The following is a 26,226-nucleotide window of genomic DNA, read 5'->3' as shown; positions in this document are numbered from 1 at the left end:
GGAGGGGACGATGTGATCCAAGCGAACTACAATACGCACAGAGTTCATAAAATCAATGTGGTATTGACGATCATTTTGGTCTTTTTGATTTGTGCACCCCATGTCAATGAAAAAGGGCTTGAAGGAAGCAAATTATATGTCATGGCAGGAACACTGATTCTGTTAGTGTCGATTCTTTTGTATTTTTTGCCGATCAATAAATATATAAAAGGTTTATTAATTTCATTAATTCCAAGTATAGTGATTATTACACTTTTTTTAATGGATGGATTTACTTTAGGAAAACATTATATCATTATTCTGTCCATTGCAATGGTCACAATGTATTTTAAAAAAGAACTGATCATTGCATTAGGTATATTTTTGGATATAGCCTATCTTTCAATCTATATTTTGTATCCGGAAAAATTGATAGGCGCAAACAATAATTTCGTCGTCATCTTTTTTGTAATGAATGCCATTGTTGTGCTGCTTTATTTATTGACTCGATGGGGCAGGCAGCTCATTGAAGATGCCTATCAAAAGGAATTTGAAGCGAAGGAACTGGTAAGCAAGTTGAAGGAAACCTTTTCATCAGTGGAACAGGCATCCGATTTGCTTGATGAACATATTACGAAGTTTTACAGCGACATTAAAAGCATTTATAAATCGAGCAAGGATATTGTGCAATCCGCTGAACAAGTTGGAACCGGCATTCAGGAAGAGGCGGGCAGCGTGTCAGTCATCAATGATTCGATGGGACAGTCGGTTGAAAAAATGGATCAGATTGTCACTGTGGCGGAAGAGATTATGAAGAAATCGGAAAACATGAACAACAAAGTGCGGGAAGGCTGGAACAAAATCAATCAAGTGACAGACTACATGGATTCTGTCGGTACAACCATCAGCAATACGACCATAACCGTCTCCGATTTGCAGGAAAGTTTGGAAAGAGTGAACACGCTCCTTGGCAGCATTAAAGAAATAGCAGATCAAACCAATCTGTTGGCGCTCAACGCAGCCATCGAGTCCGCCCGGGCAGGGGAGCATGGGAAGGGATTTGCGGTTGTGGCGGAAGAAGTGAGAAAGCTGGCCGAACAAAGCGCACGGATTACAGAAAGTATTCAAGTGGTGACGGTGGAATTGTTCACTAAATCCAAAGAAGCGCAGGAAAAATCCGCCCAAGGGGAAATGGCGATCACAGAGGGAAGAAGATTATTGAAAGAGATTGCCGTTTACTTCGATGAAATCAAGGATACTTTTACAGATATTTACGATTCATTGTTAGAGGAACGGGCAGAAATCGAACATGCCAAAAACAATTTCTTTACCATTCAAAATCAAATTGAAACTGTAACCGCCATCTCTGAGGAAAATGCGGCAGCCACTGAAGAAATCATTTCAACTTTGGAAAATGAACATGAATTGCTGGCTTCAATTAATAAGTCCATTGCCGAAATTCATGAACTGAGCAAAAAACTGAGGAAAATGACAAAAAGTTAAAAAGGATGGAAGGGGCCGTCTGAATCGTCATTTTGAGACGGCCCCTTTGCATTCCGCTGAAGTTATATCGAGTGGAAAACTTTTTATCGGCGGTCGGGGAAACAAAGAATGAGATTTTAAGAAAGGGTGTCAGCAAAGTTGGATTTTCGGACACCCTTTTTAATATGCAGGTGAAAAGGATTGGCAGGCGTTCGTTTTTTTATATTGCCTTGCAAATTCTCTCCATTCTTCTGTTGTTAGTATTGGGAAAGTAATGTGCTGATACTGAACATTCTTGCAAAATCTTAACATTTTTGAGTATATTTTTCTTTAAGGTAAAATTTCAGTTAAATATTCGTTATAATATTACACAAGTGCGTGCATCTTTTTTTCATTACACCAAGATTCTAAATATCCCCACAAAATTAATTCTCTAACAATTAGGAGGAAATCCATGAATTTTATTCGGTCAATTACTGATAAAGTTTCGACAAAAAAAGGCGCTTGGATCACGGTTGTCATCTGGCTGATCGTCATGATTGCCATCAGCGCCGGACCAAGACTCAGTGAGTATAAGACTACCAACTTCCAGGCTTTGCCGGATGATGCTCCATCCATTATCGCCCAAAATAAGTTGGACGAATATTTCCCTGACGAACAAGGGACTCCGGGAATCTATGTGTTCCATAAACCTGATGGGGAAATAACAGCCGATGAAGTCGGAAAAATTATTGATGGCATCAAAGAGGCCGATATTGATGGAATCGAAGCAATAGTTGATATCACTGCAATGCCTCCCCAAGCTTTAACGGCTTTTATGTCGGAAGATAAGACCACAATGATTGTTCCGATGAACTTGGAGAAGGATTTGGGAAGTTCCCAGTATGCGGAAATTAATGATAAAGCGACTGAAGTGGGGACGGAAATCGCGGAAGATTTAGGTGTTGAATTCTATATTACCGGACCTGCAGGGATTTCCGGGGATACAGTAAAATTGTTCGAATCTGCGGACTTAAAACTTTTATTTGCAACGATTCTTATTATCTTGGTTTTATTGATCGTGATTTATCGTTCACCGCTACTTGCGCTGATTCCTTTGCTTGCCACGGTTGTTGTGTATCAAGTGGTGAATCAGACAGTGGCGCTATTGGGTGCCGCAGGACTTGAAATCAACAACTCGACAACATCCATCATGAGCATCCTGTTGTTTGCGGCGCTGATTGACTATTCATTATTCGTATTCTCCCGCTATCGGGAAGAACTGAACCATCATGAAGATAAGTTCGAAGCAATGAAAATCGCCATGCGTTCTACTGCAACGCCGGTGTTATTTGCCGCAAGTACGGTGCTTGCCGCAATGATCATCCTGATTTTCGCCCATTTCCGCGAATATCAAAACTTTGCGCCAATCTTTGCAACGGCCATGATCATTATTATGATTGCGGCCATCACCCTTGTACCGGCTTTATTTGCGTTGTTTGGCCGCAAAGCATTCTGGCCGAAAGTTCCGAAATTCGGTGAAGCCAGTGAAGTAAAACATGGCATTTGGGGACCGATTGCGAAGTTTGTCACAACAAAACCGGTATTGGTTGGCGCGACAGTCATTTTGTTCTTGATCATCACAGGGTTGAACGTCTTTAATATTAAATACGAATTTAACATGGTCAAAAATTTCCCTGAAGACTTGCCTTCCCGTGTCGGTTTTGAAATCGTGGAAGAGAAGTTCAATAAAGGGGATTTGGCTCAAACGACCGTACTGGTGACAGGGGAAGATTTAACCTTTGAAGATGTTCAGGAAATCGCCCAGGATTTTTCCGGGAATGAAATGATCGGCTCTGCAAGGGCTTCCGGTGTAACGGATGATGGAAAGTACGGAAAAATCACCATTTCTTTAAACGAAGATCCATACAGTGTGGAAGCGATTGATTTCATTAAGGAATTCCGCGAAGAACATGCGACCTATCAATTAGCCAATGATAAAGAAGTGGAATTGGAATATGCAGGTACGACAGCCAAATTGGTTGATGAAGAAGATGTCAACAACCGGGATATCAAAGTCATCTTCAGTTTGGAAACTTTGTTGATTCTTGTCTTGCTATTGTTCCTGACACGTTCTCTCAAAATGCCGATTTATATGATGGCTACGATTCTGATTTCCTATGCCTCTGCATTAGGTTTGGGATTATTCCTTTTGGATGTGTTATTCGGATATGATGCGGTGTCTACACGGGCTCCGGTATATGCATTCATCTTCCTGGTGGCATTGGGAATCGACTACAATATCATCATGGTGAGCCGCTTCCTGGAAGAGCGGAAATTTGAATCGGTGAAAAACGCATTGGAAATCGCCGTCCGCAATACAGGCGGTGTGATTTCATCCGCCGGTGTCATCCTGGCAGCGACGTTCGCGGCGTTGACGACAATGCCGGTCATCGACTTGTTTGTATTTGGATTCATCGTGGCAGTCGGTATCATCATCGATACGTTCCTTGTTCGGGGAATGTTATTGCCGACACTCATTTTGTTCTTTGAAAAGGATAAAAAGGAAGCGTAAATATTTAGGGAGGCTGGGACATAACTAATAAAGTGAACGAGCTGCAAAAAGAATTTTTGTAAAAAATTGATTGGAGTGACGGGGCGACTCCTGCGGGAACAGCCCGAGTCTCGAGACCCCGCAGGAACGAAGGATTGAGCTCCGAGGAGGCTCGAGCCCAATGTCATCAACTTAACGTTACATTTAATGGAAAATAATATTTAATTTAACTTTTATAAAATTAGGTAATAAGCCTCTTGTAATTTTAAAAAGTCCACCAAAATCGTTTTAGAATCCAATTTTTGGTTAATAAAACGAGGATGGTGGTTTTTTTGAAAACAAAAAGTACTTTTTTAGGGGCAATTGAGATTACTCGAAAGTTGCTGAATGATGTGATGTTTATGCTTGAATCTCGGACAAAAGAAACGTATTTTACACGAAAAGAAAAGAAGTTAAATTTTAAAAATACTATTCTATTTAGCTTAAACTTTGTTAAAAAGAGCCTCCAAATTGAACTTGACGACTTTTTCGACAAATTTAATTTATCAGAAATTAGTATTTCCAAACAAGGCTATTCAGCCGCACGAAAAAAGATTTCTCCTCTCGCTTTTGTAAAACTTACAAAAGCGATTGTGAATTGGTATTATGAAGAAAATTCCTTTAAAACTTATCGTGGATTTAGACTTTGCGCAATCGATGGAAGTGTGCTCCAAATTCCTGATACTGAGGAGCTTCGAAATTATTTTGGGTATGGAAAAAATCATAAGACAAGTTATGCAAGAGCTAGTGCCTCTTGTATTTACGATCTTGAGAATGGAATCATTATTACTTCTAGAATCAATCCATATAAGGTAGCTGAGCGAGATAGTGCAAAGGATATGATTGAAGAACTCGTACAAATTGGATTAAAAAATGATCTTTTTTTATTTGATCGAGGGTATCCATCGAGAGATTTTATTGCCTATTTAGATGCCCTTGGTATCAAATATGTGATGCGATGTCAAAAAAATACGATAAAGGAAATTGTCGAAGCGAAAGATGCTGATCAAAACATTCATATAATACATAGGAAACAAGTGATTACTGCTCGTGTAGTTAGATTCCCACTGGATTCTGGCACGGAAGAAATACTTGTCACAAATTTAACCGAGGAAGAGTTTGATATCTCTGAGTTTAAATCTCTTTATTTTAAACGCTGGGGAATTGAAACAGAATATAATGATGTGAAAAATAAAATCGAAATAGAAAATTTCACGGGTAGTTCGAAAATCGCAATTGAACAAGATTTCTATGCATCAATATATTTATCGAATATGGTCAGTTTATTGAGAAATGATGCCAATGAAACAATTAATGAGGAGAGTAAGAAAAAAAGACGAAAACATGATTATCAAGTAAACACAAATATCTTAATAGGAAAATTAAAAGATAGGATGGTTCACTTATTATTAGAAGATTGTCCAATCAAAAGAGAGAGAATGTTTACAAAAATCATGAAAGTGATTATAAGAAATAAGACACCTATTCGGTTTGGGAGAAGTTACCCACGAAGGAATGGTCTGTCCTCAACAAAGTATCCCCTAAACCAAAAAAGGTGTCTATAAACAATACGTAGGATAAATATAACCTATTTGTTTATTAAATGTAAATAAATTAGGGGCTTAAAAAAATAAAAATTTAAGCCCCGGGCATCCTATTGCCTTTTTTAGCCGATTTTAGAAAATTATCAACACTTTGTAGGTTGAATAGTATTTTTAAAAGTAGACAACCAGATGGTTGCCTACTAACTGTAAATTATTGGTTGTATAAGTTTCTGACATTGGGCTCGAGCCGGGCCCGCGGAAAGCGTCCCCGGAACGGAAATCAATTTTCTTCAATTATCAAAAAAACACCATTTTCTCCCGGGAGAAAATGGTGTTTTTTATCTTTTGTCCCAGCCTCTTTTTTATTGAATCGGCATTTATGGCTTCCTCCCTTTTTCATAATTTCAATCCACCAACTGGCAGATTGCCCTGGTGAAAAGGGGGATGATAGACTAGCAATCTTCCATTTCGTTATTTAAATAAATTGGAAAACTATTTATAATAGAATTAACTTTAAACCATGGAGTTGTGAAAAAGGGGGATGGGTTACTTGTTCAGCAACTTGAAGTATCCGATCATTCAGGCGCCCATGGCAGGGGGGATTGCAACGGTCGATTTGGCACTCGCCGTTTCAAAGAATGGTGGCCTCGGATTTCTGGCTGCCGGTTATAAAACACCGGAAGCGATCGAAGAAGAAATCTATAAGTGCAAAGAATCCGGATTGCCATTTGGGGTGAACCTATTTGTTCCACAAAATGATCCGATTGATGAATCATTGTATTCGTATAAGGAGCGGCTCGAAGAAGATTTCCAAGTCCCATTGGCCATTCCGGAACCCAATGATGACTATTGGACGGAAAAACTGGAGTTGGTAAAGAAATATAAAGTGCCTTATGTTTCCTTTACATTCGGTTGTCCATCCAGGGAGATCATTGAACAACTCAAGGAAAATGGCAGTGCAGCAATTGTGACGGTGACGAATTTGGAAGAAGCGAAAATGGCTATGGGGAACGGAGCGGATGCCATTTGCCTACAAGGAGCGGATGCTGGAGGTCACCGGGCAACCTTCCAAAATGTGGACGAAGATTCCAATGTGCCATTAACGGAACTAATTGCCATCATTCGAAGGGAAATTCCACTCCCTATGATTGCGGCAGGCGGAATCATGAATGGGAAGGACATTCATCTGGCATTAAGTGCGGGGGCTGATGCCGTGCAACTTGGAACAGCTTTCCTATGTACGGAAGAGAGCGGAGCCAACCCGATTTATAAACAGGCGTTGAAGTCGGGCGAGTTTAAGGAAACGGCTTTAACAAGAACTTTTTCCGGAAGACTTGCGCGGGGATTGAAAAATGAATTTATGGTGAAGTATGAAAGCATTGCACCCCGCTGTTATCCCGCCGTCAATGCATTGACTCAGCCGATTCGCTCAAAAGCATTGAAAGATGGAAATCCTCAAGCCATGTCACTTTGGGCAAGCACGCGTTTTAAAGAGATTCAACAAGGCACGGTGAAGGATGTATTCGAAAAACTCATCAGGGAGCTGGAGCGGTGTCAATCGTGAACTTTTCAAACATAGGGGAAAGTGTATTTCACATATATTGTTGAAAATCTGTTATATCCAGGGGGCTGCGAATGGAAAAAGTGATGCGTTATGGTTGGAAAATTCTTTGGATCATTGGTCTTTTGATTTTGGCCATCATCAGCATTGACTTGAAACAGGAAATCGAAGAGGGCACCAACTATCGGATCGAAGGATATTTATGGTATATTTTTTTCATTCATTTTGTTTGGGGGATCTATTTGTCGTTAATCTCGATTAAACGATGGAAAATCCAATTCAACTTTCCATTGTTTATCGGCGCATTTCTTCCTTGTCTTATTGTCTCGCTAATAATCCCCATTTCTTCTATAACATCGGGGACTGTGCCCTTTGGTCCATGGTTCGTTAAAGTCCACTCTACCGGTTTAGTTGAAATGGCGGCAGGTTTCACATTGATCCTAAGCATTTTTCATGGAACGAAAGAGGAAAAACCATATTGAAAAAATGAAGGACATAACTTTGAGGGTTAAAGTTATGTCCTAAATATTGCGATTAAACGGTTTGCGCATCCAAAAATTGCGTTACATCTTCCGGAGTTTTGGCGTTTGCACTGTGAAGGTGGGCAAGTTTTTCCCCGTTTTTATAAATCAGTAAACTTGGAATTCCCAATACTTGATATTTCTCAGCCAGTTCCGGGAAATGATCGCGGTTGATTTCATACCATTCATATTGGCTGTACTTCTCAATAATTGGATCGATGAACATGTTCATGCGTGTGCAATCAGGGCACCAAGTAGCATAAAATTTTACGATGACTGGTTGATCTTTACCAATAATTTCATTAAATTGTTCTACAGACGTAATTTCTTTCACCATTTTCGCCTCCTCACCTAGTAGTTTACACATTTTGGCGAAAGTCGGAAAGAAATATGTTCCGGACAAAAATGCAAAACTATTAAAACATCAACAAATTTTTCGAAAATTAAAATAAAAGGATTGCGAAATTTCGAAAAATCATCTACACTAAATACAGGAATAGCAACTTTATGTATTTTTTTTGAACTTGAAATGAATAGTCATTCATTTTGTTGTAAAATGGACATCTTTTTTCAACTTGTTGAATAAACTAAAAAGGAACAAAGGGGTATAGGAGCGCAAAATGAATGATTGTTCATTCAAAACAGAAAAAGGGGGAATTGGTTGTGACGTACAAGATTGAAAAAGTAGCAGTTATTGGATCCGGCGTCATGGGGTCCGGCATTGCAGCACATTTAGTAAATATCGGCATACCAACATATATGTTAGATATTGTCCCAAAAGAACTGACAAAAGAAGAGGAATCAAAAGGATTAACGCTTGAGCATCCGGCAGTGAGAAACCGCATTGTGAACAATGCAGTGCAAAAATTATTGAAACAAAAACCGGCACCGCTTACATCTCCTAAAAATTTGGCTTTATTGACTGTCGGGAACTTGGAAGATGATTTGGACAAGTTAAAAGAAGTGGATTGGATTATTGAAGTCGTTGTTGAAAATCTAGAAGTGAAAAGAAATCTATTTGAAAAAATCGAGCAGGTCAGAAAACCCGGAACCATCGTCAGCTCCAATACTTCCGGAATCAGCGTAAATAAAATGGTGGAAGGGCGTTCGGAAGAATTTAAGAACCATTTCTTAGGAACACACTTCTTCAACCCGCCACGCTATTTGAAATTGCTAGAAATCATTCCGACAGAACATACATCGCCGGAAGTGTTGTCTTTCATGAAAACCTTTGCGGAAGATGTTCTTGGCAAAGGTGTCGTAATCGGCAAAGATACGCCTAACTTTGTTGCCAACCGCATCGGAACATACGGGTTGCACATTACGCTCCATGAAATGTTGAAACGCGGCTATTCAGTGGGTGAGGTGGACTCTGTAACAGGTCCGCTGATTGGAAGACCGAAATCCGCCACATTCCGCACGCTAGATGTGGTCGGATTGGATACATTCATTCACGTGGCAAAAACGGTGTATGACCAAACAACCGGCGAAGAGCAAAAGGTGTTCGAAGTCCCTGAAATCATTCATAAATTGGTGGAAAGAGGGGCGCTCGGTGCAAAATCAGGTCAGGGCTTCTATGTGAAGAAAGGCAAAGAGATTTACGAAATTGATCCAAATACCCTTGAATATGTGCCGCAAAAGAAATTGCAAGCTCCTTCCATTGAACTGGCGAAACAAACAAAAGGCTTGGATAACCGCTTAAAAACATTGGTATATGCAAATGACCGCGCAGGAGAACTGTTATGGAACATCTTTGCGCCAACATTGATTTACTCTGCGGAACTGAACGGCATCATCGCGGACAATATTGTGGAAATCGATAACGCGATGAAATGGGGATTCGGTTGGAGCCAAGGACCGTTCGAAATGTGGGATGCAATCGGCGTGGAAAAATCCGTGAAGCGGATGGAAGAAGAAGGCCGTACGATTCCTTCCTTCGTGAAAAAGCTGTTGGAAAAAGGCTATGAATCTTTCTATAAAGAAATAGACGGTCAATTGGCATTCTTCAACGGCGAAGAATATGAAGTGATTCCGGTCAATGAAAAAGCGATCGACTTAAAACGTTACAAGAAAAAACACGGTGTCCTTAAATCCAATTCCGGTGCCAGCTTGATCGATATCGGTGACGGCATTTTGCTTCTTGAGTTCCATTCAAAATCCAATGCGATTGGACTCGATATCATTCAAATGATCAACTATGCGATTGATGAAGTGGAAGCGAATTACAAAGGGCTTGTCATCGGAAACCAAGGCAAGAACTTCTGCGTAGGGGCAAACCTTGGCATGATTTTAATGGAAGCCCAAGACGACAACATTTTTGAATTGGATTATGTGGTACGAGCATTCCAAAAAACGATGCGCCGCATTAAATATTCGAAAAAACCGGTTGTGGCGGCTCCATTCGGCATGACGCTCGGCGGAGGAGCGGAAGTGTGCTTGCCGGCAGCGCGCATCCAAGCTTCCATGGAAACATACATGGGACTTGTGGAAGTCGGCGTTGGACTCATTCCTGGAGGCGGAGGAAACTTGGCGCTTTATGAAAAAACGCTGGAAAATCTTCCGAATGGTGTGGAAATTGATTTACAAGCCGTTGCCAATAAAGTGTTTGAAACAATTGCGATGGCCAAAGTATCCACTTCCGCGGAAGAAGCCCGTGAAAACAATTTCTTAAACAAACAGGATGGCATTTCCGTAAATCCGGATCACTTGATTTACGATGCAAAACAAGTGGCGCTTCAATTATACGAATCCGGCTACAAACCGCCGGTGAAAAAGAAAATCAAAGTGGCAGGTGCACCTGGTTATGCAACGTTGCTACTTGCGGCACAAAACTTGCACACAGGCGGCTACATTTCCGATCACGATCTGAAAATTGCAAAGAAACTTGCATTTGTGATTGCTGGCGGCCTTGTGCCATACGGAACAGAGGTGCCTGAAGAATACTTGTTGAACTTGGAACGTCAAGCATTCCTGGAGCTCGTTGCCGATCAAAAATCACAACAACGGATGCAGCATATGCTCGTGACTGGAAAACCGTTGCGTAACTAATATAGAACGAACAAAGGGGGAGTTAACATGCGCGAAGCAGTAATCGTGTCAGGTGCGAGAACGCCAATCGGAAAAGCGAAAAAGGGATCGCTTGCCCAAATGCGACCTGATGATTTTGGCGCAATCGTTGTAAAAGAAGCAATTAAACGTGCAGGATATGAAGGAGAAATAGATGATTTAATTTTAGGTTGTGCCATGCCTGAAGCGGAGCAAGGCATGAATGTGGCAAGAAATATCGGGGCATTGGCGGGGCTTCCGGATACAACGCCGGCCATTACCATCAACCGTTTCTGTTCATCCGGACTACAATCCATTGCGTATGCGGCTGAACGAATCATGCTCGGCCACGCCAAGGCGATTGTGGCAGGCGGTGTGGAGTCCATGAGCATGGTGCCGATGATGGGGAACGTGATCCGGCCGAATCCGAAACTCGCTGAAGAGGCGCCACAATATTACATGAGCATGGGACATACGGCGGAAGAAGTGGCAAAACGCTATGGTGTGAGCCGTGAAGATCAGGATGAATTTGCAGTCCGTTCCCACGAATTGGCTTATAAAGCGATTCAGGAAGGTAAGTTCAACGATGAAATTGTCCCGATCGATGTGGTACAGCATTATGTGGACGAAAATAACACGTTGAAAGAAAAACGCTTCACGTTCTCGATGGATGAAGGGGTTCGCCCAGGAACGACGAAAGAAGTGTTGGCGAAATTGCGTCCAGCCTTCAGTGTAAATGGAACTGTGACTGCCGGCAATGCTTCCCAAACATCTGACGGGGCTGCAGCAGTTCTTGTGATGGACCGGGAAGAAGCCGAAAAACAAGGATTAAAACCAATGGCAAAATTCTTGAGTTTTGCGGTCGGGGGCGTTCCACCTGAAGTAATGGGGATCGGCCCAATTGAAGCGGTACCGAAAGCTTTGAAACTTGCGGGATTAAAACTGGAAGATATCGACTTATGGGAGCTCAATGAAGCATTTGCTTCCCAATCGATTCAGGTGATTCGCCACCTCGGTTTAGACCTGAATAAAGTGAATGTCAACGGCGGCGCGATTGCACTGGGACATCCGCTTGGCGCCACAGGAGCCGTTTTGACGTTGAAATTGATTCATGAATTAAGAAGACAAGGCAAGAAATATGGCGTTGTCACAATGTGTATCGGTGGCGGTATGGGAGCTGCCGGCGTATTTGAAGTATTATATTGATCCGTTCAATAGATTAATAAATGATAGGGAGGAATTGACATGGTTCAAACAACGGATTTTGTAAAAGGCGGAAGCTTCTTAATTGAAGATGTGGATTTAGAGAAAGTGTTCACACCGGAAGATTTTTCGGATGAACATTTAATGATCGCCAAAACGACTGAAGAATACGTAGAAAATGAAGTATTGCCGGTATTTGATAAATTGGAGAACCATGAATTTGAATATTCGGTTGAATTAATGAAAAAAGCAGGGGAACTGGGACTCCTTTCCGCAGACATCCCGGAAGAATATGGCGGCCTTGGCTTGGATAAAATCACTTCCGCGCTGATCGGTGAAAAAATGTCCCGCGCCGGCGGTTTCAGCTTGACGCACGGTGCCCATGTAGGAATCGGTTCATTGCCAATCGTTTTATTCGGAAATGAAGAGCAAAAGAAAAAATATTTGCCAAAACTTGCGACAGGCGAATGGATTGCCGCTTATGCGCTGACTGAGCCAGGTTCCGGTTCCGATGCGTTAGGGGCAAAAACAACTGCAAAATTGAACGAAGCAGGAACCCACTATATTCTGAATGGTGAAAAACAATGGATTACAAACTCCGGCTTTGCTGATGTATTCGTTGTATATGCGAAAGTGGACGGTGAACATTTCACTGCATTCATCGTTGAACGCTCATTCCCTGGAGTATCTGTTGGTCCGGAAGAAAAGAAAATGGGGATCAAATCTTCATCCACCCGCACATTGATTTTGGAAGATGTGCCAGTTCCGGTGGAAAATGTATTATTTGAAATTGGCCGAGGCCATGTCGTAGCGTTCAATATTTTGAATATCGGCCGCTATAAGTTGGGGATTGGTACGGTTGGAGCTTCCAAAAGAGCGTTGGAGCTTGCCATCCAATATACAAATCAACGGAAGCAGTTCAATACCCCAATTTCAAGCTTCAACTTGACGAAAGAAAAACTTGCGACTATGGCATCCCAGCTTTATGCTTCCGAGTCGCTCAACTACCGTACAGTCGGCTATTTCGAAGATCGTTTCAGCAAGCTTACAGAAGAGGAAACAAAAGACGGTAAAGCGGTGGCAAAAGCCGTTGCGGAATATGCGATTGAATGCTCCATCGCGAAAGTGTTCGGTTCTGAAACATTGGATTACATTGCGGATGAAGCGGTTCAATTGCATGGCGGATATGGTTTCATGTCTGAATATGAAGTGGAACGCATTTACCGCGACTCCCGCATCAACCGTATTTTCGAAGGGACGAATGAAATCAACCGCTTGATTGTGCCAGGCACATTCATGAAGAAGGCACTCAAAGGGGAACTTCCTTTATTGCAAGTGGCTCAAAACTTGCAAGAAGAGATGCTCATGCTCATGCCGGAAGAAGTGGGCGATGAACCATTGGCGCAAGAAAGATATCTTGTGAAAAATGCGAAGAAAATCGGAATCCTCGCTGCCGGTGTAGCCGCACAACGTTTCGGCACAAAACTTGAGCAAGAGCAGGAAGTGCTTGTGAACATTGCCAATATCGCCAACCTGGTATATGCAATGGAATCCACAGTGTTGCGTACAGCAAAAGCCATTGAGAAAAGCGGACTTGAAAAAGCGAAACAAAAATTATTGTATACACAAATTTTCTGCCAAGAAGCCTTTGCGGAAATTGAAAAAGAAGCAAAAGAAATCATCATCGCTTCCGTTGAAGGTGACAATGCGCGCATCACGCTTTCCGCTTTACGCAAGTTGACTCGTCACAACCCTTACAACTTGATCTTGAAAAAACGTGAAGCTGCTGATCGCCTCATCGCAGCGGAAAAATATATCGTTTAATCGATCAAAAAATGTCCGAAAGCCAATCATAACGGCATTCGGACATTTTTTTATCATCCGTGAAAGTCCGCTAGTCTGAAATGGTGTTAAATAAAGAAAAAGAGCGGAATGAGTTCGAACATTTCTCCAACCGCTCTTTTTTCATCAATTATTGGTTTTCAAAATATAAATAAAGCCCCAGAAGAATTAATAGAGTAACGATGACGGCGATTGTCACCTTAATAGGAGATACAGGGTACTTGCCGCCCACTTTGCCGGTTTGTCCGTTGACCATAAATTGATAGGTTTTGTCTCGATAACGGAAGGTGGATAGCCATAGCGGCAGCATGAGATATTTATATGTAATATCCGAATGGACGGTTGAAAATCTTAAATTTTTCACCACATCGGCATGATGTTTCCACAAAATATGGTGGGTAATTTGGGTTTCAAGATAATCGTGTATTTCTTCTTTTGCGATTTGCCATCCTTCATCAAGGCCAATGCTGTAGCGTTCGGCCGCAAACCCTTGCAAATAATCTTTATTATAGGACCTTGCCTGTTTCAATTGAAAAGGTTCCACTTTGTTTAAAATGAAAGGGTCATAACGTTTGGAAGCGAGCACGAGATGGTCGTCGATAAATTCTTGATAAAATCCCCTTGTGCGATACCAATCCGTGACGGTTTGCGGTTTCCCGTCTTTATCATAAACCGTTCTTCTTCGTCCGTAAGAGGCAGTGTATTGGGAAGCCGTTTTTGTATCAAAGGTCCAATACGGCAAGTAAATGCCCGTAAATGCTTCCGCCTTTGCCGATTTTCTTGCTTCATTCGGAGCGAACCAGCGCCCTTTGATCCACTTCTGAAAATTTTCATTGGCCTGCTCTTTCGTAATTTGAAATGGAATGATGCCATTTGGTGCAATCGTATTTTCAGAATCGATTTCCATCACATGATTGGAACCGCAATAAGGGCAGACGTTTGCGACTTCCAATGCATCGTATACCAATTCCGCGGCACAGGCGTCACAAACGACCAACTTTTTCTCTTCACCCCACCGGAAACTGCTTCTTGCTTCCGCTTCATGGAAATCCAGCTCCTGCACTTCCTCGTCCACTTGCATATCCGCATCCGGAATATGCTCTTCATGGTGGCAATACGGGCATACCAAGCTGCCGGTTCCGGGATGAAATTTGATAGAGGCTCCGCAAGATGGACATTTCGCATCATACTCATCGACTTCGATGATTCGCTTTTCCTCGTTGCTCATGCTGGTCCCCCTTATTTGCGATCATTCTCATCAATGATATCTCCACATTCCGGGCAGAACTTTGGCGTGAAGGACGGGTCTTCCGGTTGCCAGCCGCATTTGTCGCATGTCAGCTTGAAATCAGCCGGCTTCGGTGCACCGCATTCATGGCAGAACTTGCCTTTGTTTTCCGTGCCACATTGGCAAATCCAAGTGTGGGAAGACGGCCGCTTGTTCCCGCATTCCGTGCAGAAATTTCCTTGATTTTGAGCCCCGCAAGCACATTGCCAAACCGCGTTTTGTGACTGGACATGAGCAGGTTGTTGTTTTGCCCCCATTTCCAATAAATCTTTCGAGTTTATTCCCCCTGCCTGTTGTGCCATTTGCATGCCGGCAAATCCGACGAAAGCTCCACCCTCATTTTCCGCCGCTTTTCTCATCGCTTCACTTTGGGCATCAATCATCGTCGCACCAGCCATGGATGGATTGCGGAACACGGCGCTTCTTTGCAGTTGTTTGATCATGTTTTCATCTTCTTCCGAAGCATTGACCGCATTGATGCCGAATGAAACGATTTCGATGCCCCTTTGCTTTCTCCATTTATCCGATAACACTTCATTCAGTGCTTGGGCGATCTCCATCGTGTGTTGGGGAAGTTCGCTGTAGCGTACGCCCATCGCCGAAATTTTTGCAAAGGCCGGTTGCAATGCCGTCAACAATTCCGACCGCAGCTGGCCATCGATTTCAGCCCGTTTATATTCTTCTTGCACATTTCCGGAAACGTTCGTATAAAAAAGAATCGGGTCCACAATTTTATAGGAATATTCTCCATGGCAACGAATGGAGATGTCGATATCCAGCCCGATGTTCCGGTCGATGATGCGGAAAGGAATCGGTGTAGGCGTTCCATATTTATTTCCTGTGATTTCTTTCATATTAAAGAAATAAATCCGCTGATCTTTTCCAGGTTCGCCGCCGAAACTGAAACGCTTTCCGAGGGATTCGAAACTTGCCTGGACAGATTCGTTCAAGTCCCCATAAAAAATGCTCGGTTCCGTTGAAAAATCGTATACGTATTCCCCCGGTTCAGAGCAGAATTCCACGATTTTTCCCTGGTCGACAATAATCATGCTTTGCCCTTCGTTGATGGCAATGATGGAACCGTTGCTGATGATATTGTCGCTTCCTTTTCGATTAAAGCCCCGTTTGCCTCCGCGTTTTTTTCCTTTTGTTATTATTACGTCCGCCGGGATGGAGTCGCAATAAAAATACTCTCTCCATTGATCCGCAAGCACCCCGGCCAAAGCGCCAACCCCCGCTTTCAATAAGCCCATCACATTCCCTCCAATCTACTAATTGCCATATAATTCATTCTACTTCGAATCCCATTCGAATGCATTATAATTTCATGAAAATTCTGCTTGAACACATGATTTGAATCATGCATGATAAAAATAAGAGAAGTTAGAAATATTATGAATACAAGGAGAAAAAAGAGATGACGTTGAAATTTATCCATTATCCAAAATGCACAACTTGCAAAAAAGCGCAAAAATGGTTGGACGAAAATGGAATAAACTATGAAGCCATTCATATTGTAGAACAAACTCCTACGAAGGAAGAATTAAAATCCTATTGGGAAAAAAGCGGACTGCCTCTGAAAAAGTTTTTTAACACATCCGGACAAAAGTATAGATCCCTTGGTTTAAAGGATAAACTAAATGCGATGTCCGAAGAGGAACAGCTGGAATTGCTTGCCTCTGATGGAATGTTGATCAAGCGTCCAATCGTGACGGATGGGGAAAAAGTCACTCTTGGATTCAAAGAGGAAGAGTTTGAAAAGACATGGAAGTAATCCACTGAAATGGCTTGTTTTTGCTATGGAAATATGTCAAACTGGTTAAAAGATTACATATGATGGAGGTTAAAGTATGACAGTACCTAAGGAATTACGTTATACTTCAGAACATGAATGGGTAAAAGTGGAAGATGGTAAAGTGCGTGTTGGAATCACTGATTTCGCGCAATCTGAACTTGGCGATATTGTGTTCGTGGAACTTCCGCAAGTGGGTGACGAAATTCAAATGAACGAGCCGTTTGGAAGCGTTGAATCCGTAAAAACGGTTTCTGAATTATATGCACCGGTTTCCGGCAAAGTTGTTGAAGTGAATACTGAACTGGAAGACAGCCCGGAACTTGTGAATGAATCACCATATGAAAAAGCTTGGATGATTGTCGTTGAACCTTCAGATGCTTCCCAAATCGATCAATTATTGACTGCGGAACAATACGAAGAAATCATTTCGGAATAGTATGTGAAAAACGCCAGTGAAAGAACTGGCGTTTTTTTTAAAACAAAATATAATAAATAAACAACCTTTTTATTTTATTTTTGTTTCTTCGGTTTTTATTATAGTACTTGGGGTGATCAACATGCATTATGAAAAATGTATTATTGTTGAAGGTCGTTCGGATATGATGAAATTGGCCCCCATATTTGCGGAAGAGGTGAAAATCGTCTGTACAAATGGAACCATCAGCGAAGATGCGTTGCTGGAACTCCTTGAGCCTTATGAGGAATGCGAACTATATACATTTTTTGATGCGGATCAATCGGGCGATAAATTAAGAAAATTGATGAAGCGGATCTATTCTGAGGCTACCCATCTCAACGTTCCGAAGACTTATATGGAAGTGGCGAATGCCCCAAGAAAAGTATTGGCACAATTACTGAAGGAAGCGAAATTTTCAGTACACAAAGAATATTTAGTATAGGAAATGATCGAAATGGAAGAATGGACAATTGAAACTTGGAAAGAGAAAGCAAAAAATCATGAAGTAACGGCTTTATATTTATACACACCCTTTTGCGGAACATGCAAAGTGGCATCAAAAATGTTGGAAGTCGTCGAAGTGTTGCTGCCACAGATTCCCATTGGCAAAGCGAATATCAATTTTCTGGAGGATTTCGCTTTTGAACAGCAAATCGAAAGCGTGCCTTGTCTTTTGATTACGAAGAATGGAAAAGAGCATGAAAAAGTTTATGCCTTTGAATCCGTACAAAACTTATATGAAAAGTTGAGATTATAGTTGACATATGATAGATTACATGGTACATTGGTTCCATAATTAAATAGAAAACTCTTATTAAGAGTGGTGGAGGGAAGTGCCCTATGAAACCCGGCAACCATCATATTTTTGATATGATAAGGTGCCAAATCACGCAAAGTATTTATTACTTTGAAAGATAAGAGGAAGTTTTACAAATTCTTCTGGGTTGTTCAACTTCCCTTCTACTTATCAAAGTAGGAGGTTTTTTTATTGAAATTTCCTCTTTTTACATTGCTAAAGTAATAGAATAAAAACTGTAAAATTCACAGATGCAGTATTAAAACTTTATTGCGGTTTGTCAAAGGAGTACTCATATGATTGAAGTAAAAGATGTCACAAAAATATTTAAAACGAAAGATGGAGAATTAACCGCAGTTGATCATGTCAGTTTATCCGTTCAAAAAGGTGAAATTTTCGGAATCATCGGATATAGCGGTGCCGGAAAAAGTACATTGATCCGCCTTTTGAATGGACTTGAAAAACCAACAAGCGGTTCAGTCACTGTGAATGGTCTTGAGATATCATCGATAAAAGGAAAAGAGTTGCGCAAAGCGCGCCAAAAAATCAGTATGATTTTCCAACATTTCAATCTATTGTGGTCGAGAACGGTTGCGGAAAATATCGCATTCCCTCTGGAAATCGCCGGTGTTCCAAAGGCGAAACGGGACAAGAAAGTTCAAGAATTGATCGAACTTGTGGGGCTGGGCGGAAGAGCGGATGCTTATCCTTCCCAGCTTTCCGGGGGACAAAAGCAGCGTGTGGGGATTGCGAGAGCGTTGGCAAACAATCCGGAAGTGCTGCTCTGCGATGAAGCGACGAGCGCATTGGACCCGGAAACAACCGATTCGATTTTGAGTCTGTTGCAAGATATTAATCAGCGCCTCGGATTAACGATTGTGTTGATTACCCATGAAATGCATGTCATCCGCAAAATTTGCCATCGGGTGGCGGTAATGCAAGCCGGGCGCATAGTTGAACAAGGGGACGTACTTGAGGTGTTCCGAAATCCTCAAGCGGATATTACGAAAAACTTTGTGATGCAAGTGTCCGATTCAAGAGAATCCAAAGAAGCGATTGAGCATATTTTGAAAAATTACCCAACAGGGAAATTGGTGAAATTGATTTTTGTAGGAAATACATCCGATCAACCGGTTATTTCTTACTTGATCAAAGAATTCCAAATTGATGTTAATATCCTTTACGGCAATATATCCGAAACTGCCAATGGCCCTTATGGAACATTGATCGTCCAACTTGACGGAGATAAGGAAAAAGTGGAAAAGGCGTTGGAAAAATTGCAGACGATGAACATTAAAACGGAGGTGATTTCCAATGATTGAAACTTTATTTCCAAATGTAAAGTGGGACCTCATGTGGCAAGCTACTTATGACACGGTCTACATGACGGTTGTCTCAACGGCGGTCACCTTCGTTCTTGGATTATTGATCGGTATTTTGCTTTTTTTAACTAGTCCCCATCAATTGTGGGCGAACAAAGTGGTTCATTTCTTGACGGGATCCCTTGTCAACATCTTCCGTTCGATTCCGTTTATCATATTGATCATTTTGTTGATTCCATTTACGAAGTTTTTACTTGGAACAATCCGTGGAGTGAATGCCGCTTTGCCGGCGCTGATTATCGGTTCTGCGCCATTCTATGCCCGTCTCGTTTTAATCGCATTCAGAGAAGTGGATAAAGGGGTCATTGAAGCGGCAAGATCAATGGGCGCCAATACATTTCAGATTATTTGGAAAGTGTTGATTCCGGAATCCAAACCTGCCCTCATTTCCGGCATTACGGTAACGGCTGTTGCCCTTGTCGGCTATACGGCAATGGCGGGAATCATCGGTGCCGGCGGTCTGGGTAACTTGGCGTTTTTGGAAGGTTTCCAAAGAACCCGGGAAGATGTCACGTTAATGTCAACGATTTTTATTTTGGTCATTGTATTCATCATACAATGGATTGGCGATACTATTACTGCCAAAACGGACAAGCGTTAGTTGGGTGATTTGGCGAAAGCCGTTCACATAAAAAAATTGAAGGAGAAGGAGAAAGAGGCATGAAGAAATTATTATCATTTTTGCTTTTATCCGTTCTTGTACTCGCACTAGCAGCATGCGGTACGAAAGACGATGCAAATTCTTCGTCTGATGAAGGAACAAAAGACGACGAAACAAAAGAAAAAGTAACATTAAAAGTGGGTGCTTCCCATACACCGCATGCGGAGATTTTGAAAAAAGCCAAACCTATTTTGGAAAAAGAAGGAATTGAACTGGAAATTGAAGAATATCAAGACTATGTATTGCCAAACGAAGATTTGAACAATGGCGACCTTGATGCAAACTACTTCCAACACATTCCGTATCTTGAACAAAAAGTGGCCGAAGAAGGTTATGATCTAGTCAATGCTGGCGGTATCCACATCGAACCGATCGGCATCTACTCCAAAAAATATAAATCTTTAGATGAACTGCCTGATGGTGCGACAATCCTGATTTCAAACTCAATTCCTGACCATGGCCGCATTTTATCATTGCTTGAAGCGCAAGGTTTAATCAAATTAAAAGACGGCATTGATAAAACAAAAGCCACATTGGATGATATTGTAGAAAATCCGAAAAACTTGAAAATTGAAGCAACTGACGCTCCTGAAATGATGGTTACATATTATGAAAACGAAGAAGGAGACGCAGTTGTCATCAACTCCAACTTTGCGATTGACGCAGGCATCAACCCTGTAAAAGATTCCATCGCCATTGAAGGTTCAGAATCACCTTATGTAAACGTAATTGCTGTACGTTCTGGCGATGAAAACCGCGAAGAAATCAAAAAATTGGTAGAAGTATTGCGCTCCAAAGAAATCCAAGACTTCATTCTTGAAGAATGGGGCGGCTCAGTAGTACCAGTAAGCGAATAATTTAGCGGTAAAAAACCTCCTAATCGGGATGATTAGGAGGTTTTTTCTAATTTAAAAGGCTATTGGAATTGATTCAATCTGGAGAAGAATGAATTGACGAATTTGATAAATACTTGTTCAGAAGGAGCCAATTCCCGGTTCGCCGGATAAATGATTCCTACGTTGCGTGTGATGTTTGGGTTATCAATTTTCATTTTGATCGTTAAACGCGGGGTTGAATCATAGAAGGAGCTTTCAGGAAGCAATGTGACGCCAATGCCTGCTGCCACCATCCCTTTCAAAGCATCCATATCTTCCCCTTCCGAAGTGACTTTAGGAAGAAAACCAGCCGATTTGCATGCATCGACCACGACTTTATGTAGAATGTATCCTTCCGGGAAAAGAACAAAATTGTCATTCCGCAGTTCATCCAAATGGATTTTATCCCGTTTCGCCAGCCGATGATTGGCGGGAAGCAGGGCGCAAATATTTTCGTTGAACAAAATCATTGAATTGATGCTTTCATCTTTTCGGGGTACCGGGCCAAGAAAGGCAAGATTCAACTCCCGATTTTTCACCGCTTCGATCAAGTATCGGTAAGAACCCTGACGCAAGTGGAAATTGACATCAGGATAGTCTTTTTTAAAGGCGGAAATGACTGTCGGAAGAACGTAACTTGCTAAACTGGTAGGGAACCCGATTTTAATGGAGCCCCTTTCAGGATCCAAATATTCCTCCACTTGCTTGACCGCATAATCGATGGCATTGAGTGCGGTAATGGCATGCTCCAAAAAGATTTTGCCGATCGGTGTCAATTTCACATTCCGCCCGACCCGTTCAAAAAGTGGTGTGCCAAGCTCTTCTTCTAAATTTGCTATTTGTCTGCTCACAGCAGATTGAGCTACATGAAGGTGTTCAGCAGCGTCTGAAATATGTTCCCGCTCTGCCACTTCAACAAAATAGCGCAATTGACGTAATTCCAGAGTACTCCCTCCTAATCATCTAAAAAACAGATGAGTCTATATATGATATATATGTATTTTTTATATTAAAAGAAAATTATATAAATGTAAACGATGGAAAGTAATGATGAACCTTTAAAATGAAAGGGGCCGGAAGCGCTTATTTGAATTTTTTCTTCCTACTTTATAAATTTATTAAATAACAATTATTAAAAAAATGATTCCTATTCCTGCCATTAAAAGGATATGCAAGAAGAAAGTATATTGGAATATTTTCTTAATATTCACTCATTAATAATTGTTCTCAATTAGTCGGGATTTATTGAAAATGAACATGCCTACTTTTTACAAAAACGATCACTGAAAAAACTGAATTGGGAATTGTAAACACTAATATTGGTGAGGTTTTTGCTGATTTATGGGAATAAAAGTTTAAAACTTTTGCATGCCCCCTTGATTTAGGTTAAGATTAGAATGATAATAAATTAGTAATGGTACTGCCAACCATAACAAAAATGGAGGTATATAGATGTCAACTTTAACAATTAAAGATCTTCATGTATCAATCGAAGGAAAAGAAATTTTAAAAGGTGTAAACCTGACAATCAATACAAATGAAGTACATGCAATCATGGGGCCAAACGGTACAGGGAAATCCACATTGGCTTCAGCGATCATGGGTCATCCTAAATATGAGGTTACTCAAGGAACAATTGAAATAGATGGACAAAATGTATTGGAAATGGAAGTGGACGAGCGGGCTAAAGCGGGGCTTTTCCTTGCCATGCAGTATCCATCCGAAATTTCAGGTGTTACCAATGCCGACTTCATCCGTTCAGCCATTAATGCCCGCCGCGGGGAAGGCAATGAAATTTCAATCATGAAATTTATCCGTGAATTGGATAAAACAATGGAATTCCTGGAAATGGATCCTGAAATGGCTCAACGTTATTTGAACGAAGGTTTCTCCGGTGGGGAAAAGAAACGTAACGAAATTCTTCAAATGATGATGCTGAAACCTAAATTCGCCATTTTGGACGAAATCGACTCCGGTCTTGATATCGACGCTTTGAAAGTCGTTTCCAAAGGCGTTAACGAAATGCGTGGCGAAGATTTTGGCTGCTTGGTGATCACCCACTATCAGCGCTTATTGAACTACATCACTCCAGATTATGTTCATGTTATGATGCAAGGCAAAATCGTGAAATCCGGCGGACCTGAGCTGGCTAAGAAATTGGAAGCGGAAGGTTATGAATGGGTCAAAAAAGAGTTGGGAATTGAAGATACAGACGCAGTAACTGAAAAAGAAGCTTAATTAGGAGGACGATGAAAGATGACGGTTGAAACAAAATTGGCGTTATCAGCTAGCGAAGTCCGCTCGTTCTCTGAATCAAACAACGAACCGAAATGGTTTACTGATTTACGTGCGGCTGCCCTTGAAAAAGCTGTTGATTTACCAATGCCGAAACCAGATAAAACAAATATTGAAAAGTGGGATTTCATCAATTTCCCAAAACATACGGTGAAAAGTGAACTTTTTGCCATTGAAGAATTGCCGGAAGAAGTAAAGGAATTAATCGATGTTGAACAGCAAGAAAATCTCTATGTTCAACGAAACAACACGCCGGTCATTTTAAAACTTTCAGATGAACTTAAATCCCAAGGCGTTATATTCACAGATTTCCTGACAGCTGTGCGCGAACATGGGGATTTGGTTCAAAAATATTTTATGACGACAGCTGTCAAATTGGATGAACATAAATTATCCGCTTATCATGCGGCTTTGGTGAATGGTGGAGTGTTCTTATACGTTCCGCAAAATGTTGTCATCGAAAAACCGATTCAAGTGGTATTCCTGAACGATGATGAAGAAGCTTCATTATTTAATCATGTGTTGATCGTAGCGGATAAAAATTCGTCCGTCACATACGTGGAAAACTACTTATCGACAGTAGAAAAGGCAAAAGGCCAAGCCAACTTGATCGAAGAAGTCATCGCATTGGATAATGCACAAGTTACTTTCGGTGCAGTCGATGTCCTTGCCGATGGATTTACAACTTATGTAAACCGCCGTGCCCATTTAAACCGTGATGCAAAAATCGATTGGGCATTGGGCTTAATGAACAACTCGGATACAATTTCCGAGAACATCACCCACCTTGTTGGCGACGGCTCCCATGCGGATACAAAAACAGTAGTGGTGGGAACAGGAAGCCAAAAGCAAAACTTTACAACGGAAGTTCGCCACTGGGGCAAAAACTCGGAAGGCTTTATTTTGACTCACGGTGTAATGAAAGATGCGGCTCAAAGCATCTTTAACGGCATCGGCAAAATTGAACATGGTGCATCCAAATCCAACGCTCAGCAAGAATCCCGCGTATTAATGCTTTCAAGCAAAGCCCGCGGGGATGCCAACCCGATTTTATTAATCGATGAAAATGATGTTATGGCTGGACATGCAGCTTCTGTTGGACGGGTGGATCCGACCCAGCTTTATTACATGATGAGCCGTGGCATTTCGAAAGAAGAAGCGGAGCGCTTGATCATCCATGGTTTCCTTGCACCGGTTGTAAACTCATTGCCAATTGAAGGAGTAAAAAATCAGTTAACGAAAGTTATTGAAGGGAAAGTTCGTAAATGAATGAATTTCGAAAAGATTTTCCTATATTGAATCAAGAAGTAAACGGGCATCCGCTCGTTTACCTTGACAGCGCCGCAACATCACAAAAGCCTGTGCAAGTTTTGGACGTCGTTCGCAAATATTATGATTTTGACAATGCCAATGTGCACCGCGGAGTTCACACGCTTGGAAATCGTGCAACGGATGCGTATGAAGGGGCCAGGGAAAAAATCCGCAAATTCATCAATGCCAGATCAACAAAAGAAATCATTTACACAAGAGGCACAACGACTTCCTTGAATACAGTTGCGAGTGCTTATGGAAGACAAAATGTAGAGGAAGGCGATGAAATCGTCATCACTTATATGGAACACCATTCAAACTTGATTCCATGGCAACAACTCGCAAAAGAAAAAAAGGCGATATTAAAATATATCGATTTGGAAGAAGACGGAACGATTTCATTGGATACGGTGAGAAAAACGATCACACCGAAAACGAAAATTGTGGCAATGACAATGGCTTCCAACGTATTGGGTACCATCAACCCGGTAAAAGAAGTTGCTGCCATTGCCCATGAAAATGGTGCGATCATGGTGGTGGATGCAGCCCAGGCAGCGCCGCATATGCCGATTGACGTACAAGATATCGATTGCGACTTTTTGGCCTTTTCCGGTCATAAAATGTGCGGTCCTACAGGAATCGGTGTCCTTTACGGCAAACAAGAACTTTTGGAAAAAACGGAGCCGATTGAATTTGGCGGCGAAATGATTGATTTCGTTGATTTATATGATTCCACATGGAAAGAGCTTCCTTGGAAGTTCGAAGGCGGTACGCCAAACATCGCCGGCGCCATTGGTTTAGGGGCTGCAATCGATTATTTGACGAATATTGGAATGGAACGGATTCGACAACATGAACATGAATTGGTAGCATATGCTTTATCTGAAATGGAGAAAATTGAAGGGATCCAAATTTATGGTCCGAAAGATCCGAATAAACGTTGCGGTCTGATTACATTCAATTTAGATGGCGTGCATCCTCACGATCTTGCAACGGTTCTCGATATGAGAGGAATTGCCATCCGTGCAGGACATCACTGTGCACAACCGTTGATGAAATGGTTGAAAGTTTCTGCAACGGCACGTGCAAGCTTCTATCTCTATAACAACAAAGAAGATATCGATGCGCTCGTTGAAGGATTGCTCGCAGCGAAGGAGTATTTTAACAATGTCTTTGAATAATTTAGATCAACTATATCGTGCGGTCATCATGGAGCATTATAAAAAACCGCGAAATAAAGGCCACTTGGATGAAAATAACGTAACCGTTGATATGAATAACCCAACTTGCGGTGACCGTATTCATTTAACATTAAAAATCAACGACGGTATTGTGGAAGATGCCAAATTTGATGGCGAGGGTTGTTCCATTTCCATGTCATCCGCTTCCATGATGACGGAAATCATCAAAGGAAAAAAAGTGGAAGAAGCACTCAAACTGGCAGAGATTTTTTCAAAAATGATGCTAGGCCAGGAAATTGATGAAGAGACGTTGGAAGAAATGGGGGATATTGCTGCACTTCAAGGTGTATCCAAATTCCCTGCCCGCATTAAATGTGCGACTCTTGCCTGGAAAGCGATGGAAAAAGGAGTAAGCCAAGAGTTAAAATAATTTGAA

General features: G+C 41.5%; 23 protein-coding genes and 1 riboswitch. Of the genes, 19 read left to right on the top strand and 4 right to left on the bottom strand.

The features are described from left to right. Window positions 1–12: 12 nt before the first annotated feature. From NST13_RS07230 to NST13_RS07210, 5 genes are all read left to right on the top strand, one after another. Window positions 13–1,482, top strand: coding sequence for a methyl-accepting chemotaxis protein (locus NST13_RS07230; protein WP_342581715.1), 1,470 nt, complete (start codon window positions 13–15; stop codon window positions 1,480–1,482). A 433-nt stretch (window positions 1,483–1,915) separates the two neighbouring features. Continuing rightward, window positions 1,916–4,015, top strand: a complete 2,100-nt coding sequence (locus NST13_RS07225; RefSeq protein WP_342468772.1) for an MMPL family transporter — start codon at window positions 1,916–1,918, stop codon at window positions 4,013–4,015. Between the two features lie 311 nt (window positions 4,016–4,326). Continuing rightward, window positions 4,327–5,598 (top strand): IS4 family transposase, encoded by a 1,272-nt coding sequence (locus NST13_RS07220; RefSeq protein WP_208650901.1) that lies wholly within the window; start codon window positions 4,327–4,329, stop codon window positions 5,596–5,598. A gap of 529 nt (window positions 5,599–6,127) precedes the next feature. After that, entirely contained in the window at window positions 6,128–7,141 is a 1,014-nt protein-coding gene (locus NST13_RS07215) for a nitronate monooxygenase (protein WP_342468773.1), read from the top strand. Between the two features lie 71 nt (window positions 7,142–7,212). Beyond that, window positions 7,213–7,620, top strand: a complete 408-nt coding sequence (locus tag NST13_RS07210) for a hypothetical protein (RefSeq protein WP_342468774.1) — start codon at window positions 7,213–7,215, stop codon at window positions 7,618–7,620. Window positions 7,621–7,672: 52 nt separating this feature from the next. Here NST13_RS07210 and NST13_RS07205 read toward each other — a convergent pair whose 3' ends face one another. Further along, window positions 7,673–8,026, bottom strand: a complete 354-nt coding sequence (locus tag NST13_RS07205; RefSeq protein ID WP_342468775.1) for a thioredoxin family protein — start codon at window positions 8,024–8,026, stop codon at window positions 7,673–7,675. Window positions 8,027–8,322: 296 nt separating this feature from the next. Between NST13_RS07205 and NST13_RS07200 the strand changes: the two genes are divergently transcribed. Genes NST13_RS07200 through NST13_RS07190 form a run of 3 tightly spaced genes read left to right on the top strand, consistent with a single transcriptional unit; the run spans window position 8,323 to window position 13,731 of the window. Beyond that, window positions 8,323–10,707 (top strand): 3-hydroxyacyl-CoA dehydrogenase NAD-binding domain-containing protein, encoded by a 2,385-nt coding sequence (locus NST13_RS07200; protein ID WP_342471257.1) that lies wholly within the window; start codon window positions 8,323–8,325, stop codon window positions 10,705–10,707. 27 nt (window positions 10,708–10,734) lie between these two features. Continuing rightward, on the top strand, window positions 10,735–11,910 hold the full coding sequence (locus NST13_RS07195) for an acetyl-CoA C-acetyltransferase (RefSeq protein WP_342468776.1): 1,176 nt from the start codon (window positions 10,735–10,737) through the stop codon (window positions 11,908–11,910). A 39-nt stretch (window positions 11,911–11,949) separates the two neighbouring features. Beyond that, on the top strand, window positions 11,950–13,731 hold the full coding sequence (locus NST13_RS07190; protein WP_342581714.1) for an acyl-CoA dehydrogenase family protein: 1,782 nt from the start codon (window positions 11,950–11,952) through the stop codon (window positions 13,729–13,731). A gap of 148 nt (window positions 13,732–13,879) precedes the next feature. Here NST13_RS07190 and NST13_RS07185 read toward each other — a convergent pair whose 3' ends face one another. Both NST13_RS07185 and NST13_RS07180 read right to left on the bottom strand, forming a co-directional pair. Further along, window positions 13,880–14,977: a hypothetical protein gene (locus NST13_RS07185; RefSeq protein ID WP_342581713.1), complete on the bottom strand. Its 1,098-nt coding sequence runs from the start codon at window positions 14,975–14,977 to the stop codon at window positions 13,880–13,882. Between the two features lie 11 nt (window positions 14,978–14,988). Next, complete coding sequence (locus tag NST13_RS07180) at window positions 14,989–16,290, bottom strand: SPFH domain-containing protein (protein ID WP_342581712.1); 1,302 nt, start codon at window positions 16,288–16,290, stop codon at window positions 14,989–14,991. Between the two features lie 164 nt (window positions 16,291–16,454). On the opposite strand from NST13_RS07180, the gene NST13_RS07175 reads away from it, so the two are divergent. The 7 genes from NST13_RS07175 to NST13_RS07145 all read left to right on the top strand — a co-directional run bounded on the left by NST13_RS07175 (window position 16,455) and on the right by NST13_RS07145 (window position 20,985). Beyond that, the gene (locus NST13_RS07175) at window positions 16,455–16,811 is read left to right on the top strand and encodes an arsenate reductase family protein (RefSeq protein WP_342468780.1); all 357 of its coding nucleotides are present in this window, start codon (window positions 16,455–16,457) and stop codon (window positions 16,809–16,811) included. 76 nt (window positions 16,812–16,887) lie between these two features. Beyond that, window positions 16,888–17,268 carry a glycine cleavage system protein GcvH gene (gene gcvH, locus NST13_RS07170; RefSeq protein WP_342468781.1) on the top strand — a complete coding sequence of 127 codons (381 nt, stop codon included), beginning with the start codon at window positions 16,888–16,890 and terminating at the stop codon, window positions 17,266–17,268. A 121-nt stretch (window positions 17,269–17,389) separates the two neighbouring features. Then, complete coding sequence (locus NST13_RS07165) at window positions 17,390–17,731, top strand: toprim domain-containing protein (protein ID WP_342468782.1); 342 nt, start codon at window positions 17,390–17,392, stop codon at window positions 17,729–17,731. Window positions 17,732–17,743: 12 nt separating this feature from the next. Further along, window positions 17,744–18,046, top strand: coding sequence for a thioredoxin family protein (locus tag NST13_RS07160; protein WP_342468783.1), 303 nt, complete (start codon window positions 17,744–17,746; stop codon window positions 18,044–18,046). Between the two features lie 51 nt (window positions 18,047–18,097). Further along, a riboswitch (SAM riboswitch) is annotated at window positions 18,098–18,210 on the top strand. A gap of 171 nt (window positions 18,211–18,381) precedes the next feature. Then, entirely contained in the window at window positions 18,382–19,407 is a 1,026-nt protein-coding gene (locus NST13_RS07155; RefSeq protein ID WP_342581711.1) for a methionine ABC transporter ATP-binding protein, read from the top strand. After that, complete coding sequence (locus NST13_RS07150; RefSeq protein WP_342468785.1) at window positions 19,400–20,068, top strand: methionine ABC transporter permease; 669 nt, start codon at window positions 19,400–19,402, stop codon at window positions 20,066–20,068. The genes NST13_RS07155 and NST13_RS07150 overlap by 8 nt, the downstream gene beginning before the upstream one ends. Window positions 20,069–20,127: 59 nt before the next feature. Then, a complete protein-coding gene (locus NST13_RS07145) occupies window positions 20,128–20,985 on the top strand; it encodes a MetQ/NlpA family ABC transporter substrate-binding protein (RefSeq protein ID WP_342581710.1) in 858 nt (285 codons plus the stop codon). A 59-nt stretch (window positions 20,986–21,044) separates the two neighbouring features. Here the strand turns inward: NST13_RS07145 and NST13_RS07140 are convergent, their stop codons facing one another. Beyond that, window positions 21,045–21,947 (bottom strand): LysR family transcriptional regulator, encoded by a 903-nt coding sequence (locus NST13_RS07140; protein ID WP_342471258.1) that lies wholly within the window; start codon window positions 21,945–21,947, stop codon window positions 21,045–21,047. Window positions 21,948–22,455: 508 nt separating this feature from the next. Between NST13_RS07140 and sufC the strand changes: the two genes are divergently transcribed. Genes sufC through sufU form a run of 4 tightly spaced genes read left to right on the top strand, consistent with a single transcriptional unit; the run spans window position 22,456 to window position 26,220 of the window. Beyond that, entirely contained in the window at window positions 22,456–23,241 is a 786-nt protein-coding gene (gene sufC / locus NST13_RS07135; protein WP_342468787.1) for a Fe-S cluster assembly ATPase SufC, read from the top strand. 18 nt (window positions 23,242–23,259) lie between these two features. Continuing rightward, window positions 23,260–24,567, top strand: a complete 1,308-nt coding sequence (gene sufD, locus NST13_RS07130) for a Fe-S cluster assembly protein SufD (RefSeq protein WP_342468788.1) — start codon at window positions 23,260–23,262, stop codon at window positions 24,565–24,567. After that, window positions 24,564–25,790, top strand: coding sequence for a cysteine desulfurase (locus NST13_RS07125; RefSeq protein WP_342581709.1), 1,227 nt, complete (start codon window positions 24,564–24,566; stop codon window positions 25,788–25,790). The genes sufD and NST13_RS07125 overlap by 4 nt, the downstream gene beginning before the upstream one ends. Beyond that, window positions 25,777–26,220 (top strand): Fe-S cluster assembly sulfur transfer protein SufU, encoded by a 444-nt coding sequence (gene sufU, locus NST13_RS07120; RefSeq protein WP_342468790.1) that lies wholly within the window; start codon window positions 25,777–25,779, stop codon window positions 26,218–26,220. Before NST13_RS07125 ends, sufU begins: the two co-directional genes overlap by 14 nt. The last annotated feature ends 6 nt before the right edge of the window (window positions 26,221–26,226 follow it).

The sequence above is a fragment of the Ureibacillus sp. FSL W7-1570 genome (assembly GCF_038593265.1).
Taxonomy (GTDB): Bacteria; Bacillota; Bacilli; order Bacillales_A; family Planococcaceae; genus Ureibacillus; species Ureibacillus suwonensis.
This window is presented reverse-complemented; position numbering and strand designations above follow the sequence as displayed.